The following is a 16,441-nucleotide window of genomic DNA, read 5'->3' as shown; positions in this document are numbered from 1 at the left end:
AGCTGCTTGGCACTGGTGACCTAGCAAAAAAATACCGGCAATTTGTTATCGGTTTGCGCGCACAACTCGAGAATTTAACTTCAAATAAGTATTTGAAAACACTAATTACTGGGAAAAGCACAATAAGCCTAGACAAGCACTTTGAGGAAGGCGGCGTACTGTGCGTAAATACGGCGCTTGACCTTCTTGGAACGGATGTTTGTAATGGGTTTGGTCAATTCATTGCTATGCATGGGCAGTTAGCGACGTATCGGCGTGGCGGAACAGAACGGACGCGTATTCCGAATTACTTTATTGAAGATGAAGCGAGTCGCTATATCACTCCAGCATTAGAGGGATGGCTTTCCATTGCAGCGGAGTATCGAGTAGCTGGGATATTTGCATTGCAGACGCTAGGGCAATTAGAAGTTGAATCCGGTAAGCTCAGTGCACGAGCGATGAAACGGGCCATTATGGCGAGCTGCCGAAATAAAATAGCTTTTGGTGGTCTGGAATACGAGGATGCTGATGAGTTTTCAAAGATTTTTGGAAAAGAAGTAATCGTGAAACGGATGAAGACTTTTGAAGGCGGACCCATTCCTCATCTATTTGCGAAAAGTTATCGGGATCAGGAACAAGAGGTTCCTCGTTTCCCCTCAACTTTTATTATGGATGGGCTGCCACGCTTCCATTTCATTCACAAGTTATTGAAAGAAGGCCATCCTCAAGTACCAGGGATCGCCAAAGGATTATTTGTACCGAGAGATTGGAAAGAGAGGTTGGTTGAAGAAACCAAACCTCTTTTTGATTTGCGTACTGTAAAGCAGGCCATACCCTGGCTGAAAAAACGTCAACAAGAGGCGAGGAAGAAAAAGGTTGAAGCTATTCTTCAAAAGGACCCGTTTCAGACAAACGAGCCAGCAAACAGTATCGAGGAAGAAAACCGACACCTACTCGAGCAATTTTTGCTACTGAATCAGAAAAAGGTGGAAGCAGCTGCTGTGGAAGGGGGTGAGAAACATGAGCCAAACTCAAACGAGGTTTTGTCGGATGTATCTACACACTCTGAACAGCCTCTTAAACCAAAGCAGATTGTTATTCCAGAAAGTCCATTTGATGAGCCCAATAAAGCGGTTCAAAAGCAAGAAGATATCATTTCGTTTATGTCCAATCCTGTAGTTGATAAAAAGGCAGAAAGCATGACTCAAATCCAAGGAACAACTACAGAAAAACCAAAGAAAAAGAATGAATCACCAAAAGAAGATACACCAACGGCGAAACGGTCAACAAGCAGTTTTTGGGATCGGTCCAATTAAAAAGAGGGAGTGCTTAGCATGATTAATACGAATAAAGAATCCGTTGCGGATGACAATCAAAATGAAGGAATGATGGAAATGGAAGAAATGAAAGATGTAATGGAGTATCAACCATTAACTGATGAAGCCGTAGAGGATCTTAAAGCAGAGAATAAAGCTGAACAAACTGAACAGGCTACACAAGCAGCTGCTGTCCGACAAAGCAAAACGCTGAAGACCATTGTTGAAGGTTATGATCCGTCAAGGATTGTGGAAGAAGATGATCGGGTCGATGGCACATGGACCGAAATCTATCGAGCCTACCAAAACAGTATGATTATGCAAGCTCGTCTCATTGGTGTTGAGCAAAAACTTGGAAAGCCATGCGCCGTAGTCGGACTCAACCATGTCCGCGGGTATATCCCGATGGAGCTTACAGGATTTACAAATGTAGCGCAGTTAAACAACTTCATAGGCGAAGTCATTGCATTTAAGGTACTGAATTATGACCGAGATGGTGATGTCTTTACCGCTTCCCGACTTGCTGCTATTGAACACATGGCTGGTTTGACTTGGAAAAGGATTTCAGAAGGACAAGTAGCTCCGGCCGTTATTCGTAAAGTGGAAAAGAAATCACTGAAGGTCGAAATTGGAGGGATTGTGGTTAATATACCTGTGACCGAGGTTGATCATGGATGGCATGACGATCTGCGTGATACCCACCAGATTGGTGATCAAATTAAAGTATTGATTAGAAAAGTAGATCGGGAAAACAAAAAGGTTGAGGTCAGTATGAAGGCTTTAAAACCAGATCCTTGGCCAGATTGCACCCGTCGTTATAGAGAACATGCCGATTATGTAGGTACGATATCGGGCATCGAAGAGTATGGTATCTTTGTCCGATTTGAAAAAGGCGTAGACTCGCTGTGCAGACATCCGCGCTTGAAGTTAAAGCTACGCAAAGGTGATGAAGTCATGGTGCGAGTAAGCGCAATTGACTTGAAAAACAAGCGATTCAGTGGAAAAATTCTGCGTGGGTTGTGATTCATGATGGTGTTGGACGTAGTCAGTCCGTTTTCGATTTCCCATAAATGGAGATTTGAAATTTCCAATGAAGAACCTGAGCCGTTTCCATACCTTACCGAAAACGAGAAGCGAGCAGTTGACTGCCTAAAGGAAATCGGTGTGATTGGTGGGAACCAGTTAACGAGAATTTTCTTTGCTGGAGACAAGAAAAAAACGAGAAAGATGCTTCAGAAAGGTATCATTGTCCAGCACTCTCTGAGAGCGAAAGCTAAAGACATTCCTTTCTATACGCTATCCCCCTATCTGATTGATCAGGTGGGGGGCATTCATCCCTCTAAGTTATCTGTCAGGGGTACACTGTCGAGAATGGTATTTTTTCAACTGTATGCCCGAATGAAAGAGATATTTCCTGTTACAATCAAGAAACCGGATAAGGGACCACACGTGGCTATACTTGAGAGAGATGATGGTACGCCGTTTCACATTGGAGTTGTGAGAGGGAATGTAGAGAAATGGGAGCAGTTTCTCAAATGGGAGTATGCAAACGAGAAGATTATCCTGGTAGCAGAACAACTTTCGTTTATAAAACCGTTAGAGGGATACTTACAAGATAAAATGATCCGTGTAACAACGGATATTGACCTAAAAGACACACCTACTGATGAGCTATTCTATCAGTGGGATGGTGTAAAATGGGTCAAAGACATGTAGCCTACAAGGAAAACCTTGTAGGCTTTTTTTATATCGACAACATTGTTTTTTTCCTGTTATCCTTCTTTATGGAGATTTTTTCCTTTGATAAATAGTTTTCGATATCAGAATCAAAAGCATGGGTGGTGAATTGGTTTGAATAGATACGATTTGCGCGTCCCTTTTTCGGAGAAAGACTATGCAAAGAGTCTGGGAGCTAAATGGGATCTTGAGAAAAAAGTGTGGTATGTCTCAGATGAGATAGATCTCGAACCATTTCAGAAATGGTTCCCTACTAAAGTTCAGAGCTTTAATGTTCGTGCAAATAGCTTTGAAATTGCCGAATCTGTTCAAGCGTGTTGGAAGTGTAGGAAGAAGACAAGAGTATTTTCATTTTGCTTACCAGAGGGCTTTGAATTGTTAGAAGAGCATGGAGAAAGTGTAGAACGTTGGGTTCGCCAAGATTACTCTACTATGCTAAGTAATATAACTGTTTTATCTGAGAGGGTTCTTGAAGTGATCCAGAGAATTACCACTCGATATGTTGTTAACTTCAGCAAAACAGCTTCTCAATCATACTACTTAAACCATTGTGAGCATTGTAATTCAAAACAAGGTGATTTCTATTTGCATAATGAACCCGGGAATGCCTTTTTCCCGATGTCAGATGAAGAAATGGATCAAATAAAAATGCAGCAATACAATCTACCTTTTGCTGCGTATGCTACTTCGTTTTCAATAGGGACATTCTTTGATTGACTTTTTCATAAATAATAACGTTAATCCATTGAAATAAAGGCATTTAAACCTTACATTGATATTAATAATAAAGTTAATAAGTTTGAAAATGATACGGTTAATATTAATGATAATACCAATGTTGTTTTAGTAGGAGATGAAAACGGTGAAAAATAATAGAGAAATTGAGGAGACGCTCGCATCCCTTTTTGACTTCGGTGATCCATTCTCCATGTTAAATAGAAAATTTAAACCTCTCCCATTGCAGAAAAGAGACAATGTAGAATATGAAGTCCAGTGGCAAAAAACTGAACTAGAAAAAGATGGCCATAAGGTAATTCACATTGCTCAGAATAAAATTTGCGAGAGGATAATTATATATAGAATGTTCTTTGGTGACGGGTGGGACGAAGTAGATATTAATCTCGGGATGAAGGTAATCTCCAATGAGGGAGTGATGGTTCCTGATCCTAATACTTATCTAGTATTTGATACAGAACAAAAGCATTTGCGAATTGCGGACATTCGCATTGAGGGAGATCAAGTTAACAAAGGGTATGGAACAATCCTAATGAATGCCATTATGCAGCTCGGTAACGAATTGAATGTACAATGCATTACCGGATGGATTTCCCAAGTTGATTGGGACCATATCGAACGATTAGAGCATTTTTATAAGAAGTTTGGATTTAGTTGTGAGATAAATCATGAAATTAAACATGGCACTATCATTTGGAAAAATGCGGACTACATTAGGGAGGATAAAATTTGAAGTTACTGATGAACACTTCTCCTTTTCGACTGGAGCAAGGTTACGAATTAGGATTTGGTCCAAGCGTGTTTGATACAATGGCAGAGGTCATTCTGGCTTTTCGCGAACCGTGGCAGGATATTCTTTTCTCATATACGAACTGGGACAGAGAATTCGATCCGCTTAGGGAGAATCTAATTGAAGATTCCGTGCACTGTTTCCACGCCGATATGATCTATGACCCAAATCAGACTATTTGCCTAAGGGTGAAGGAAATACTGCTTCATCATTATGCGCCTGGGAGTGACCTGAGAGCTAATGAGGCCTTGATGGATCAAATGTTAGCCCGTTTTAGAGAAGTCCCATTAGATGAGTTGGATGATGAACTTCTACGGAAGATTGGCACCGCTGTACACGAAATGAATTCGTTCTACACGCTAGAGGATCGTGATGAGGCAACGCAAACTTTTGTAAAAAATCGTTTGGTCGAAACCACTAGTTCCACCTGGCTGTACCCTTTTGAACGCCCAGTCAATTTGAAAAACCAATTATGGTATCGAGCTAACACGAAAGAAGAAATCCTACAGTCATTCGAGCTAACAAGTTGGATGTTTGCCTGCGTGATCGTGAATCGGAATGCGCGGGTCGAAGATTACTGCTACTTACTTGACTATACCGAAGAACATGGAGATGAACATGACGGCATGGTACTTTACATGTCCGCTAAGTGGCCTGAGCTTTTCAAAGATGACGTTCTTCCGAAGTTGCAAATCCTGCTGGGGGATAAGCTCGAAATCATCAAATAGACCGTCCCTCGTAAGCCTACTCGATAGTAAGAGCTACGAATTAGAGTGCAAGCCATTACATATGTTGTAAGACATGGACAAACAGAATTAAACAGAGAAGGGAGATTACAACATGTCGGACGAGATTATAGTGCACCCCGTCGCCTGGCCACCTGCCCCAATCAAGACCGAGCGGCTCGAGCTCCGCAAGTCCGAGGCCCGGAACCGTGTGGCGCTGATCGACCTGTTCGCCTCACCAGAGGTGGGCACCTACGTTGGCGGCTCCCGACCGCGTGACGAGCTCGAGCAAGCGCTGCCCGAGGTGCCCGGGCAGCGCTTCGGCTTCTTCGTGGTCGATCTCAACGGAACAACGATCGGCATGATCACGCTCGATCGGTGCGGCCCGGAGCGTAAGGGTCACATCCGTCCAGAGGGCGGGGAGCACGAGCTCGGCTACATGTTCCTGCCGCAGGCGTGGGGACGCGGGTACGCCACCGAGGCGTGCGCAGCGGCGCTCGACTGGTTCGCCGACGCGCATCCCGGCGAGCCGGTGGTGCTCTCCACCCAGACCGCCAATGAGGCCGCGATGCGCGTCGCGGCGAAGCTGGGGTTCACCGAGTTGGAGCGGTTCGAGGACTACGGCGCCGAACAGTGGTTCGGCGTATGGTATCCGGGCAGGTATCCGGGCACGCCGTCCGATTGAGCTCATGCCCGACAGTGCGACGGCTCGCCGAGGCCACCGATCAGCCGTCGGCCACGGCGAGCCCCTTGTGCCAGTTTTAGTTTGGGAATTCCTTAATCACATTTTCAAGGTCTTTCTTCAATGAATCCAATTTAGGCTTATCGTTACTGAAAAGCCTATCATCATTTATTTTTCCCATAAGTTCACTTAGTTTCTTGAGTTCATCTTGTTTACCTTGGATCTCCAATAGGTTATTCTCATTTACTAATGACTGTATCTTTTTAAGATATTCTTTTTTATTCTGGTACAACGTTACGATTTCGGATTGTAATTGTTCATCGGCAATAATCTGTTTTGTTTCTCCATTGTTAAAGATAATGGATGGGAGGAAAAGGGGATTAGAAATCAAATAGCTATCAATCATACCTGATAGATATGCCAACCTCTCTTTGTCTTTTACATTGGAGAGTTCTTTCGTAATAAGTTCAAACTGATAGACCGAGGAGGTATGTTGATGTTTGAATACATCAGTCAAAGTAATTTGGAATTGATTATGCGTAGGCTCCGATGATGTTATGCTGCAAGAAGCCAAAAAGAGGGATGAACCCAATATTAAGGAGAGTAATCTCTTCATGAGCTATTTTCTTCCTTTCTTTCGTAAGATAAAAAAAGCATTCGGATTACCGAATGCTTTTTTTAAATTTTCATATTACAATACTACCACTCCAGGGCACCATCGTCCCAGACTTGCCAACTTTTCTCTGTCATGCTTGGAGAAAGTGAAAACGACGCACCACCGGTTGGGCCTAGTTTTTCCCAAGTAAAAAATGTATGAATATTCAAAATAGGATAAAAGTACCAAAAACTACTACTTATAACAAAGGAAATAGGTACAACAAATTGGAAACATAGATCAGGTAACAAGTGACGAAGTTCATGGGCAATACAGGATTCGACCCAATAGTTACCTTTCAAATAATTTAATTCGGAATTCCATTAGACAACAAAATTGTGACATGCATATAAGAATATGCGAAGAACAAAGGGCAAATACCTGACATGAATATTAATAATAAAATATATAAAATTGATAACGATTACATTGATATTAATATTTATAAAATGATTTCAACAAGTCATATTAGGGGACAGCTAACATTTTAACGAAATATACGCTAAGTCGCCAACCATTACCGGATTGGCGTTTTTTATTACTCTAAGGTTTTAGATGATCCAGACTGATAGCCTGGATCATCTCTCAATCAGAAATCTGTACCTTTAGGGGACGTAAGGAGTTAAGCAACGTATTCTGCTTGAAGTTAAATTTGTATTCACCCAAGAAGTGGATATGCTCCCAGCCAAGAGGTGATATTTTACCTGTCTGATTTCTTCAGTAACTAAATCAGCAATGTCTGAGACAGAAGCAAACCATTTGTCTGGCCATATAAGGACGACACCAACATAATGCGGATTTTGTACGCTAAGAATGGATAGAGCAGCCCTATTTGAACATATCCAGACCTAGATTTCACTAGTTTCTAGTTTGTTTCGTCAGACAAATCTTGAAGGACGATAGTTGTTTTTGTAAAATATTTACATTCGCACGTGCCTTCTGTAAAATATAGGAAGTTTGGTGTTTCTTGTGTTAAGGAGGAGTAGATGTAATATGGGGGAAGGTAAGACAGTTCAACGATCATTACGATCAGAGATTGAACATCATCTGAAAGAACGTGGTTACACACTGACTAGACTAAGCGAGATAACAGGTATTAATCAGGGAGTATTGAGCGACCTCTTAAATCGAATTCCACCCCGGGCAATGACGATTGGTCACTTGGATGCATTTGCTCATGCGTTTGAGCAATCTCAAGGGTGGCTGTACGAATTGTACGCGGCAGAGTGTTTTGTGGAAGGAAGAGTGTCGCGATCCAGGGTTATCCCCTACCTGGTTCGGTGCGCGGAAATTGGTCGGCGGGATTGTATTGATTCGATTGTCTCGAAGCTACTGGACAATCAGAAAAATACATCCATTCTCTTTCTGGTAGCCGAGCAACTCTTTACCAAAGGGAAACGTAAGGAGTCGGTTCTTTTTTATCAGTTCGTCATTGATACGGATAAAAACAGTCACAATGAGCGCTTTGTCATCGCACAGTATCGATTATTTCGAGCTGTACAAGGTACCGATTCCGAGAAAAATTGGGGGGCTGTCATACAATTTGATCCATATCGAAAGAGACTGCCGGAAAACTATCAATTAGATGCCCTATTACAGCTTGCCAATGTATGCTTTTCGCTTCACAAATGGAAGGAAGTAGAGCGTTATGCAGATGAGCTAAGACAGTTGGCAACTGCTGTTTATCAGGAGCAGTTGCGCGGGCGGAATATCAACAGAAAAATCCTTCCGCTGAAGACAGAGCGGCATTTAGTTGTATACTACGGTCAGGGATTCCTTTTGAAGAGTGCTGCCCTGGAAAAGCAAGGATTGTATGAAGAAGCGAAGGATTATATCTCTGGTTATGCTGATCTGAGTTGGTTTGAACTATTGGATGAGACAGGACGGATAGAGGTAGAAAAGTTTAAACTGTGGGCAACGGCTAATCAATATACGTTAGATGTCCTCCTGGGTGACATCGGTGTTCTGCCAACTTACACTCGTTTCCTAATCGATCACCCAAAAGAGATCCTCTCTGGCCTTATAGCCATTATGGAATCGGCCAATAAGCATGGATTTTTAGTGGATGGGATTCTCAAACAATTTTCAAATCAGATCAATGATTTTAATGAATATGATAACCTCATCCAGACGGATCGTTATTTTCGTTTTCGATATGAACTAGCTATGTATCGACTTCACAATGGCCAGTACGTGAGCGGAATGGAGGATACTTTACGCTGCTTGGTTTTATCGACTATCATGAAGAATGACAGTGGCTTCATACGTTGCGTTACACTATTCGAAGCTTTCCGATCACATGCAACAGATCAACAAAAAAGGGAGTACAAGCGAATCATGGAGGGGATACGAAATGAAGAGGTCGATTTTGCTATCAATAGCTTTAGTTTTGGGACTGTGTAGCAGCGTCACGAGTGGACAAGCAGCAATCCCTAAAGGAACCGTTATACAATATGAACACGGTGTCGGTGGGTAAACACTGACCGAAGGTAATCATCCTCTTTTGAGGATGATTTTTTTTACTATTCAAATTTTATCAACCGCCCACTTCCTGAATGCTAGTATATAGTTATAAATGTACTTTATTGTAATAAAATGGGAGGTGATAACCATAGGAGCTATTGCCTATAAAAAGGGCGTTCCACCCCTTTGCCAGGTTAAAGGAACGCCCACAGGAGGAGCAGTTACAGCTCCTATAAGTAAATGTACCACGCTACCAAAAGATCGGGAAGGAGGAACTTATCAAGATATCGGTCACTTGAAAAAAAATGTGGAACAATTGCGCGAACAACTGGTGCAATTGTATTTAGAGAAGAATAATTTGTTGGATAATGAAGTCGTGGATTTAAGCCAGCAATTGGATAAATACATTCTAGCAATTCAATTAAAAATGATGAAAAAAGAATAAGAGTGAGATGCTAATTCATACTTTATCGAAAGGAATGAATTAAAATGAATTTTAAAAGAGTAATATCGTTTGGATTGTTATGCTTACTGTTGGTTTTTGGTAGTTTAACCACAGCTTTGGCCCAAGAAAACTCTTCAACATTTTTGGAAAATATTAAATTAGAGGATATTGGTAACCACTCAGATATTGAGAACTTCATTAGAGAGCAAGGCTTCGAACAATTATTAGAAAGCGATAGTAAGAAAAACGCGTTTGTCTCTGAGGAGTTTAATCTTCAAGAATTAGAAAAACCAGTGGCATTACGTGGTCTTAACATTAGTGAAGATAAGTTGGATGAAATAGTTGAGGAATTAGGCTTGGGGAAACCTGAACCAGAAAAACTTAATTTCGAAGAGAATCTTCTGATTAAACGCTTTAAAGAAACAAATACGATTGCCAACATATGGTATCTGCGTTATTCTACGAGTGATTCTGCATTCTCAATTGACATTCTAAATGTTGGAAAGGACCCCATTGATTCTATAAGTGGAAAATTAACTAAGTACAACAACAAAAATGGAGACTGGACATTTGATAATAACACCTTATTTAACGTAAAAAGCATTGGAACAGGCAATGTATATAGATGGATTCAAAATAAAGATGCTGTTTCAGATTACTTTGAATATAGCATTACTGTAACGGAAGATAATACTGTTTGGTATTATGCCAATTCGAGTGGAAGTAATAAATATGAATGGCAGAGATACAATTTTGATGCTGGTTTATATAGTGAGATGCAACCATTAGGCGGTCAAAGACATCATGTTGTTTCGGCAAAAGCATTAAAAGATTCTGGAATAAGCAATACTGGCAACTTTCCTGCCATTAGAATGATGTATGATGACCACCAAGAAACTCCAAGCTGGGGCAACAGCCATGCTGCCCAAAGATTTAAAGAGCAAGAACTTGAGTATTTGTCAAATCAAGATTATAAAGGTTTAATGAGATTCGAAGTTGACGCTCTTAAAGAAGTAAAGGACCCAGAGAATAAATTTAGTAGTTTGGCGCACAAATATAACGATTACTTAGTAGCAGCGGCCGTCTTAGTGTACGAATATTTTGGAGTTAATTAAAGATAGTTCGGATTAAACCTAAACCGTAACTATATCCCCTCAATCTCTTCATAGTTAGACATGAATTTACTTGAAAAAGATTGGGGGGATTTTTTAGCAAGAAGTAATACTAGAAGTTAGGCAGGTGAATAGCATGGATAATTTAGTAATAAATGAAGGGTGTTCTGTCGGTGCAATTAAACTAGGTATGCGCGAAGAAGAAGTGCAACAATACATTCAGTTATATAAGGAAAAATGTCTTAGTCCTAGAATATCATTTCATAGGAACTTTCGTTGTGAATATGATTCAGAAGGAAGGCTAATTTATATAGAAGTTGTAAATGATTTGAAAAGACATTTCAACATTTTATTCAGGGATATTGATGTATTTAACACCAGGGCAAGTCAACTTGTAAAGATGATTGACATTCTCTCTCCGTATGATAAAAATAGTGCAAATGGTGGGTTCGTGTATAAATTTCCTGAATTAGGATTGAGTTTTTGGAGAGGCAACGTTCTAAGTGAAGAAGACATGGAAGAAGACTGGTTTAAAGAAATGGACCCTGAGATACAAGAGGATGAGATGAAGAATTTGTATTTTGAAACTGTAAGTATTTATTCGATTTCTAATCCCCCAATTGATAATGCCGGTAATCCTTAGCGTACAGGATACCGGCTTTTTTTCTGTCATCAAGGGCTTAGCGTACAAAATCCGCATTTATCTTAACTCGAAAGTGACAATCATTGTTAAATCAATGGTTGTCACTTTGTTTACATGTATTCAATGTTGTTTAATTATCTCTGTTCGAGGAAAATTTAGACTAATCCAGCTTTATAAACCAAAGACCAGTCAATAACACGAAAATAAAGTGTTAGATTGTTTTTTGGTTTATTGCACTATCGATCCCTGTTGGCGGAACAAAAAAGGTTTAAGTCTCTTTGTCCGACTGCTTTCGACCAGCTGTCCCGACGGTCGGATTCACATCGGCAAGTTAGCTAATCTCCGTACGTCGGCACACACAGCTCCCCTCCCGAGGCTGCAATCAGCGGACGCAAGCTGCCATCTCCCAGCAAATTTTCGGCTTCCGGTAGCGGTGCATGTCCGTTTCCGTCAACACGTTGATCGCCCATCCGTCAAACAACCGACGCATATCTGCTTCGTCAAAAAAACGTTTCCGCCGCCCCTCATGCTCGTAATAACGGGGTTCCAATTCGATGCCCTGACCGGCACCGTAATGAACATCGCGCGTGGAATTCAAGCGGGCTAGCAGCAATCCACCAGTGCCGACAATTCTCGCGATTTCGCTAACAATAGAAACAGTATCGTCCCAGTGAAAATAATGCAGGGACAAATCCGCGACAACCGCCCTCGCGCTACCATCCGGAAACGGCAATCCTCCTGTCATATCGAATAGGTTTGTTTCAGCACCTGGCACATATTTGCGTATAATCGCCAACGACTCAGAGGAGAAGTCGCAGGCGATGACCCGATAACCTCGTTCCGTTAAAAACAAAGTGTCGCTGCCATATCCGCAGCCAAGATCAATGACCGGTCCATCTTGGGCCGATGCTAGCATCGGCTCGTATTTTTCCAGCCAAAAATCCTCTTGCGGCTTGCCGAGATTCACATCGGCAAACACCTCGTTCCAATGTTCAGCTTCTGAACGTTTCGTCATGGTCAGAACCTCCTTAAACACCTAACTCAATGTACTATGAATACTATAAAATTGAATATAGATATCTAGTATTTGATGAAATAAAAAAGAATGTGTAAACGCTAATCAAAAAGTTGACCATTTTTGGGGCAAACGCTCATCTTCGAGTTGACCACCTACGATGCTTCATTTCACACAAAGTAGCATTTTATTTCCTTCACCAATAATCGTCAAGGATATAGGGTAAAACCCCTTGCTACGCAAGTCCTTGACGATCCTCGGCTCAGTAAAAACATTTGCAATTAGGTGTGAGAATGATGATGTGTGTTTAGGCTTCCAGGTGGGTAACTTTATGTTGAGCAAAGTGGTCAACATTTTGGCGAGCGTTCACAAGAATGGGCAGCTCTACATTGAATACTGTAAAGTCACCCATTCTGACTAGTTAAGTTAAACGCGGATTTACAACGTTAAGGGAATCTTGACACAAAAACAGATTTTCACACGCTAAGGGTGTAACCGGTTTTGATGCTATCGGGAAGCACGAATAAAGGGAATATAGGACACTACTCATAAGGAAATAGAAATTTAATAGAAAAGGCATAGAATTTACTATTCGACAACAATTGACAGATTATTCCGTATATCAAAAGATCGAATCGTGTTATGATATGGATAATATAGGAAAAATTGGAGGTATGATGATGGTTCAAGCTCTAATCAATCAAAAGTTACGTATTGTCCTCATGGTTACCATTGCTTTCATGTTAACGATTGGTTCTACACAAGCATATGCTAAAAACTATTACCTTCAACTGACTCCATCTGACCATTCCGTTGTTGGACAGACTGTGTTTTTCATTAAAGGATCTACCATTTACTATGAATGGGAAAATGCGGGTAGTACACATGCTGTTGGATTTGGTGTTTACTATTTTGATGGTAGTAGTAGCAAATTGATAGATAGTAAAGTTGCTGGATCTGGTAGTGGTAATGCCTGGAATTATGTTACGGCACCATATTCAGGTAATTACTTCTTACGAGCAAATTGCGGTGGGGCTGGGCAAACAGGTTGTAATGGTATAGGCTTCATTCGAGACTAAATAAATCTAAGTGAGAAAGGTGCACGGGTTAATTCACTCGGGCCCCTTTCTCTTTTAATGTTTATTGTGGTTTCAGGGTTAGTGGAGAGAATTTGCGACTTTTACTAGATCGTCAAATCTTTCTCCCCTGCCATTTTTTGAAATTCCTATTACATAAATTAAATCGCTCTTTTTAAAACGGATAAAATCAGCTAAATAATTTTCGTCATGAAGATACTCAGCTTTAGTACCATTTACTAAGTCGACTATTTTCGGTTGGATTTTTAAATCACCTCCGATTTTGTAATGAATAGTCATCGATAGACGTTCATCTGTTTTTTGGTCGAGGTAATCTACAGTTAGCTTTTGTTGAAGTTCACTAAATACACCGCCTGTATGAGTAGGGGTAAATGGGATATATTGGGGAAGCAAGATATCTTTTCTATATGTATTTTCAAATTGGGTTACAGACACTTTAATTGGGGCAACATTCCCCAGGGGTTTACTTGGATCAACGTCCAAAGGATCTTTCGGAGCAATTGGTTGAAGAATGCTTAGACTTAATAAAATTGGCAGTAGCTTACTAATGAACATATTTTAATTTACCTCCTTTAAACACTAAAGTATCCATTTTTAGGTTTAGATATTCGAGTTTAGCTTGGGGAGGGGTTGTGTCAGTAAAATGCGATACTTAGCTTACTATGAATAGCATAAATTAATCGAGTTAAGATAAACGCGGATTTACAACGTTAAAGGAATCTTGACACAAAAACAGTCGATTTTCACACGCTAAGGGTGTAACCGGTTTTAATGTTATCCTCGATTCAATGGCCTCAATGATTCTAAGGTGGTAACTCCTTTCGAATTAAAACGATACTCTCCAAGGAAGTTGATATGCTCCCAGGCTAATGGAGACAAATGTTTTAGTAATTCCTCCTGTAACACTCCTTTACTCTGGAGAAGATCCGTTGCTTTAACTAGATAAACAGTATTCCAAACGCTAATTGCATTAATCAGGATGTTCAAAGCACTCGCACGCTGCATCTGATCCTGCAAAGCACGTTCCCTCAGTTCCCCATGCTTCCCAAAGAAAAAAGCTCTTGTCAGCGCGTTCATTGCTTTTCCTTTGTTTTAAACCACGTTGGATACGTCGCCGCATAGATTCGCTTGAGATGTAGTCCATGATAAAAAACGTCTTTTCAATACGTCCCATCTCCCGAAGAGCTTTGGCAACCTTGTTTTGACGAGCGTAGGAGCCAAGCTTGCCCATAATAAGCGCTCCAGACACTTTACCCTCGCGAATAATGTGCGCTATGTGCATGCTTGCCGCCATGCAGGAAGCGATTTCTACGCCGAACGTGATCGCCCCGCTACCGACTCCTGTTGTGCCAGGCAGTCTGGTGTCGCCGTCAGTTATTGCACTTGTGATGAGCCAGAAGTACGTGGGCGGTCGACGCCGCTTGCCATGGGGATGAGGTGTCGAATACCGATACCAGGTACCCGGCGTACTGGAGACACCGAGCGATTGGCTTTCACCATCCGACCGAACCCCAGCACACCGATTCGTGCCAAGACCAATTGCTCCCGGTCGACGGACTGCACGAGTTTGTCGGTCATCGTTACGGAGTCTGATCATAGAGCCGTCGGTTCGTGCCGGACGCACTGTTGCGCCGCGCTCGCCGCTCCCGATCAATGCCGGTCGAAGCGCAGTCAGGGTAGCAGCATCAGCCGTCAGGTGCGGCGTACTTCCCGTCCGGCTCGAATATCGTTCCATTGGACGAGTCCAGCTCCACGTGGGTGGTTCCGCGATCGTCGGTCAGCACGAGCATGCGCGAGCCGACGACGGGGACGCGGTCGGCGCTAGTGCGCATGTGCGCTGAGACGACACGAGGAGCTCCGTCGACAATGTAACCTACCTCGACCGTGAACATCGGGAGATCGAAGAGCCAGCGGTTCGCAAAGCTCACGGCGTTCAGCGTCCCGGTGAATGACGAGCCCTCCACGCGGAGGCGATCGATGTTCGCCTGACACCGCCGGGCGTGGGCGATCGACCCGGGCAACCGCAGGAGCGTGATGGCGGCCCAAAAGGCGAAGCCGGCTCCGACGACGGCGCCGAACTCTGGCGGGATCGTCGGCGACGTTGCGATTGCCTCGAGGTCGAAGGGGCGCGAGGGATCGCTTGTCAGCGTCCAGAGCAGGAGGACTCCAGCGTCTACGCCGAGTCCTCCTGAGACCGCGAGCGACGCGAACAGGCCGGCGACCCTGGTCTGTCCGAACTGCGCGTATGCTCGCGTGTACACTCCGCCGGTCGCACGAATCGCGACAAACAATAGCACCACGGCGACGCCCACCGTGACCGGATGACCGAGGAACATGCTGATCGCCGGTGTTGGCGCCAGGCCGAGCAGGGCACCGAACGGCACGCAGCCAGTCAGCGCCCACAGTGCAGCGGCTATGAGTAGCCACGGCAGCAGCGGAGCCGCGCGACCGACGCGACGTCCCGGCCGGAGCACAGTCATCCGTCCGTCCGTGTCCGTGGTGGAGAACAGCGGCAGCGTCTCGATGTGCTCCTGCTGACCCTCCTCAGCATCCTGATTATATTTATCCATACACACCTTCACCTCCATAATTTTTTCTTTACTACTGAATCAGCGTGCATGGCCAACATCTCTTTAAAGGTCTGTGGGAAAGGAATATCCCCTTCCTGGTCATGAAAGTCGTAAATCACTTGAGGTATATTCAAAGCTGGGATCACTGATGCGCAGTTTAAATATCAAGAGGTTACTATTCTGCTTTCAAAATGTTCTGTTAAATTGCGGGTGGGTCAGCGACACTACTACTACCCCTAATTGTGAGATAAACCATGAAATAAAACTTGGTACTATTGTTTTGAAAAATCCAGAGTAGTTGCAGTCATTCTAAGATAGGAGAAGGACGTATGGCAAGCCGAGTTCTGCGGATTTTTGGAACTTTTGAATCCTTACATCGTATTGGATAATTAAGGAATCTATGAGGTGAAAGGAAGGGGTTCTATGTTGAAAGCTGAAGCGCGGAGAGAAAAAGACCTGACGGAGGATTACAAAGGA

The 16,441-nt window shown here is 42.7% G+C and carries 16 protein-coding genes and 1 pseudogene; 12 read left to right on the top strand and 5 right to left on the bottom strand.

The features are described from left to right. The 7 genes from ACM6JA_RS23555 to ACM6JA_RS23525 form a co-directional block, all read left to right on the top strand. Positions 1-1,295 (top strand): TraM recognition domain-containing protein (locus ACM6JA_RS23555; RefSeq protein WP_414854325.1); only part of this gene is annotated, 1,295 nt, incomplete at its 5' end. 18 nt (positions 1,296-1,313) lie between these two features. Further along, positions 1,314-2,318: a S1 RNA-binding domain-containing protein gene (locus ACM6JA_RS23550; protein ID WP_414854324.1), complete on the top strand. Its 1,005-nt coding sequence runs from the start codon at positions 1,314-1,316 to the stop codon at positions 2,316-2,318. A 3-nt stretch (positions 2,319-2,321) separates the two neighbouring features. Further along, a complete protein-coding gene (locus tag ACM6JA_RS23545; protein WP_414854323.1) occupies positions 2,322-3,011 on the top strand; it encodes a hypothetical protein in 690 nt (229 codons plus the stop codon). A 135-nt stretch (positions 3,012-3,146) separates the two neighbouring features. Continuing rightward, a complete protein-coding gene (locus tag ACM6JA_RS23540) occupies positions 3,147-3,749 on the top strand; it encodes a DUF5710 domain-containing protein (protein ID WP_414854322.1) in 603 nt (200 codons plus the stop codon). A 145-nt stretch (positions 3,750-3,894) separates the two neighbouring features. After that, the gene (locus ACM6JA_RS23535; protein WP_414854321.1) at positions 3,895-4,500 is read left to right on the top strand and encodes a GNAT family N-acetyltransferase; all 606 of its coding nucleotides are present in this window, start codon (positions 3,895-3,897) and stop codon (positions 4,498-4,500) included. Next, on the top strand, positions 4,497-5,285 hold the full coding sequence (locus ACM6JA_RS23530) for a hypothetical protein (RefSeq protein WP_414854320.1): 789 nt from the start codon (positions 4,497-4,499) through the stop codon (positions 5,283-5,285). Before ACM6JA_RS23535 ends, ACM6JA_RS23530 begins: the two co-directional genes overlap by 4 nt. A 112-nt stretch (positions 5,286-5,397) precedes the next feature. Further along, on the top strand, positions 5,398-5,967 hold the full coding sequence (locus ACM6JA_RS23525; protein ID WP_414854319.1) for a GNAT family N-acetyltransferase: 570 nt from the start codon (positions 5,398-5,400) through the stop codon (positions 5,965-5,967). A gap of 76 nt (positions 5,968-6,043) precedes the next feature. Here the strand turns inward: ACM6JA_RS23525 and ACM6JA_RS23520 are convergent, their stop codons facing one another. Further along, a complete protein-coding gene (locus tag ACM6JA_RS23520; RefSeq protein ID WP_414854318.1) occupies positions 6,044-6,580 on the bottom strand; it encodes a hypothetical protein in 537 nt (178 codons plus the stop codon). 1,032 nt (positions 6,581-7,612) lie between these two features. Between ACM6JA_RS23520 and ACM6JA_RS23515 the strand changes: the two genes are divergently transcribed. The 4 genes from ACM6JA_RS23515 to ACM6JA_RS23500 all read left to right on the top strand — a co-directional run bounded on the left by ACM6JA_RS23515 (position 7,613) and on the right by ACM6JA_RS23500 (position 11,282). Further along, complete coding sequence (locus ACM6JA_RS23515; protein WP_414854317.1) at positions 7,613-9,022, top strand: helix-turn-helix domain-containing protein; 1,410 nt, start codon at positions 7,613-7,615, stop codon at positions 9,020-9,022. A gap of 199 nt (positions 9,023-9,221) precedes the next feature. Next, positions 9,222-9,527 (top strand): Spo0E family sporulation regulatory protein-aspartic acid phosphatase, encoded by a 306-nt coding sequence (locus tag ACM6JA_RS23510; RefSeq protein ID WP_414854316.1) that lies wholly within the window; start codon positions 9,222-9,224, stop codon positions 9,525-9,527. 44 nt (positions 9,528-9,571) lie between these two features. Continuing rightward, positions 9,572-10,642, top strand: a complete 1,071-nt coding sequence (locus ACM6JA_RS23505; RefSeq protein WP_414854315.1) for a hypothetical protein — start codon at positions 9,572-9,574, stop codon at positions 10,640-10,642. A gap of 133 nt (positions 10,643-10,775) precedes the next feature. Continuing rightward, positions 10,776-11,282: a hypothetical protein gene (locus ACM6JA_RS23500; protein WP_414854314.1), complete on the top strand. Its 507-nt coding sequence runs from the start codon at positions 10,776-10,778 to the stop codon at positions 11,280-11,282. A gap of 382 nt (positions 11,283-11,664) precedes the next feature. Here the strand turns inward: ACM6JA_RS23500 and ACM6JA_RS23495 are convergent, their stop codons facing one another. Next, positions 11,665-12,297, bottom strand: coding sequence for a class I SAM-dependent methyltransferase (locus ACM6JA_RS23495; RefSeq protein ID WP_414854313.1), 633 nt, complete (start codon positions 12,295-12,297; stop codon positions 11,665-11,667). 647 nt (positions 12,298-12,944) lie between these two features. Here ACM6JA_RS23495 and ACM6JA_RS23490 point away from each other — a divergent pair. Next, positions 12,945-13,376, top strand: a complete 432-nt coding sequence (locus tag ACM6JA_RS23490; protein ID WP_414854312.1) for a hypothetical protein — start codon at positions 12,945-12,947, stop codon at positions 13,374-13,376. Positions 13,377-13,454: 78 nt separating this feature from the next. Here ACM6JA_RS23490 and ACM6JA_RS23485 read toward each other — a convergent pair whose 3' ends face one another. The 3 genes and pseudogenes from ACM6JA_RS23485 to ACM6JA_RS23475 form a co-directional block, all read right to left on the bottom strand. After that, entirely contained in the window at positions 13,455-13,949 is a 495-nt protein-coding gene (locus ACM6JA_RS23485; protein ID WP_414854311.1) for a hypothetical protein, read from the bottom strand. 219 nt (positions 13,950-14,168) lie between these two features. Continuing rightward, a pseudogene (locus tag ACM6JA_RS23480) lies at positions 14,169-14,676 on the bottom strand (Tn3 family transposase); the annotation flags it as partial. A 403-nt stretch (positions 14,677-15,079) separates the two neighbouring features. Continuing rightward, positions 15,080-15,982 (bottom strand): hypothetical protein, encoded by a 903-nt coding sequence (locus ACM6JA_RS23475; protein WP_414854310.1) that lies wholly within the window; start codon positions 15,980-15,982, stop codon positions 15,080-15,082. Positions 15,983-16,441 lie beyond the last annotated feature (459 nt).

It is taken from the genome of Brevibacillus sp. IT-7CA2 (genome assembly GCF_949767855.1).
Lineage (GTDB): Bacteria > Bacillota > Bacilli > Brevibacillales > Brevibacillaceae > Brevibacillus.
Note: the sequence above shows the minus strand (reverse complement) of the source record. Positions and strands in the feature narration are given on the sequence as shown.

Bases quoted from the DNA above. Each gene is read 5' to 3' on its own strand.
- ACM6JA_RS23485 (WP_414854311.1), bottom strand. From the start codon at position 13,949: ATGTTCATTAGTAAGCTACTGCCAATTTTATTAAGTCTAAGCATTCTT.
- ACM6JA_RS23505 (WP_414854315.1), top strand. From the start codon at position 9,572: ATGAATTTTAAAAGAGTAATATCGTTTGGATTGTTATGCTTACTGTTG.
- ACM6JA_RS23475 (WP_414854310.1), bottom strand. From the start codon at position 15,982: ATGGAGGTGAAGGTGTGTATGGATAAATATAATCAGGATGCTGAGGAG.
- ACM6JA_RS23495 (WP_414854313.1), bottom strand. From the start codon at position 12,297: ATGACGAAACGTTCAGAAGCTGAACATTGGAACGAGGTGTTTGCCGAT.
- ACM6JA_RS23490 (WP_414854312.1), top strand. From the start codon at position 12,945: ATGGATAATATAGGAAAAATTGGAGGTATGATGATGGTTCAAGCTCTA.
- ACM6JA_RS23545 (WP_414854323.1), top strand. From the start codon at position 2,322: ATGATGGTGTTGGACGTAGTCAGTCCGTTTTCGATTTCCCATAAATGG.
- ACM6JA_RS23500 (WP_414854314.1), top strand. From the start codon at position 10,776: ATGGATAATTTAGTAATAAATGAAGGGTGTTCTGTCGGTGCAATTAAA.
- ACM6JA_RS23550 (WP_414854324.1), top strand. From the start codon at position 1,314: ATGATTAATACGAATAAAGAATCCGTTGCGGATGACAATCAAAATGAA.
- ACM6JA_RS23525 (WP_414854319.1), top strand. From the start codon at position 5,398: ATGTCGGACGAGATTATAGTGCACCCCGTCGCCTGGCCACCTGCCCCA.
- ACM6JA_RS23520 (WP_414854318.1), bottom strand. From the start codon at position 6,580: ATGAAGAGATTACTCTCCTTAATATTGGGTTCATCCCTCTTTTTGGCT.
- ACM6JA_RS23515 (WP_414854317.1), top strand. From the start codon at position 7,613: ATGGGGGAAGGTAAGACAGTTCAACGATCATTACGATCAGAGATTGAA.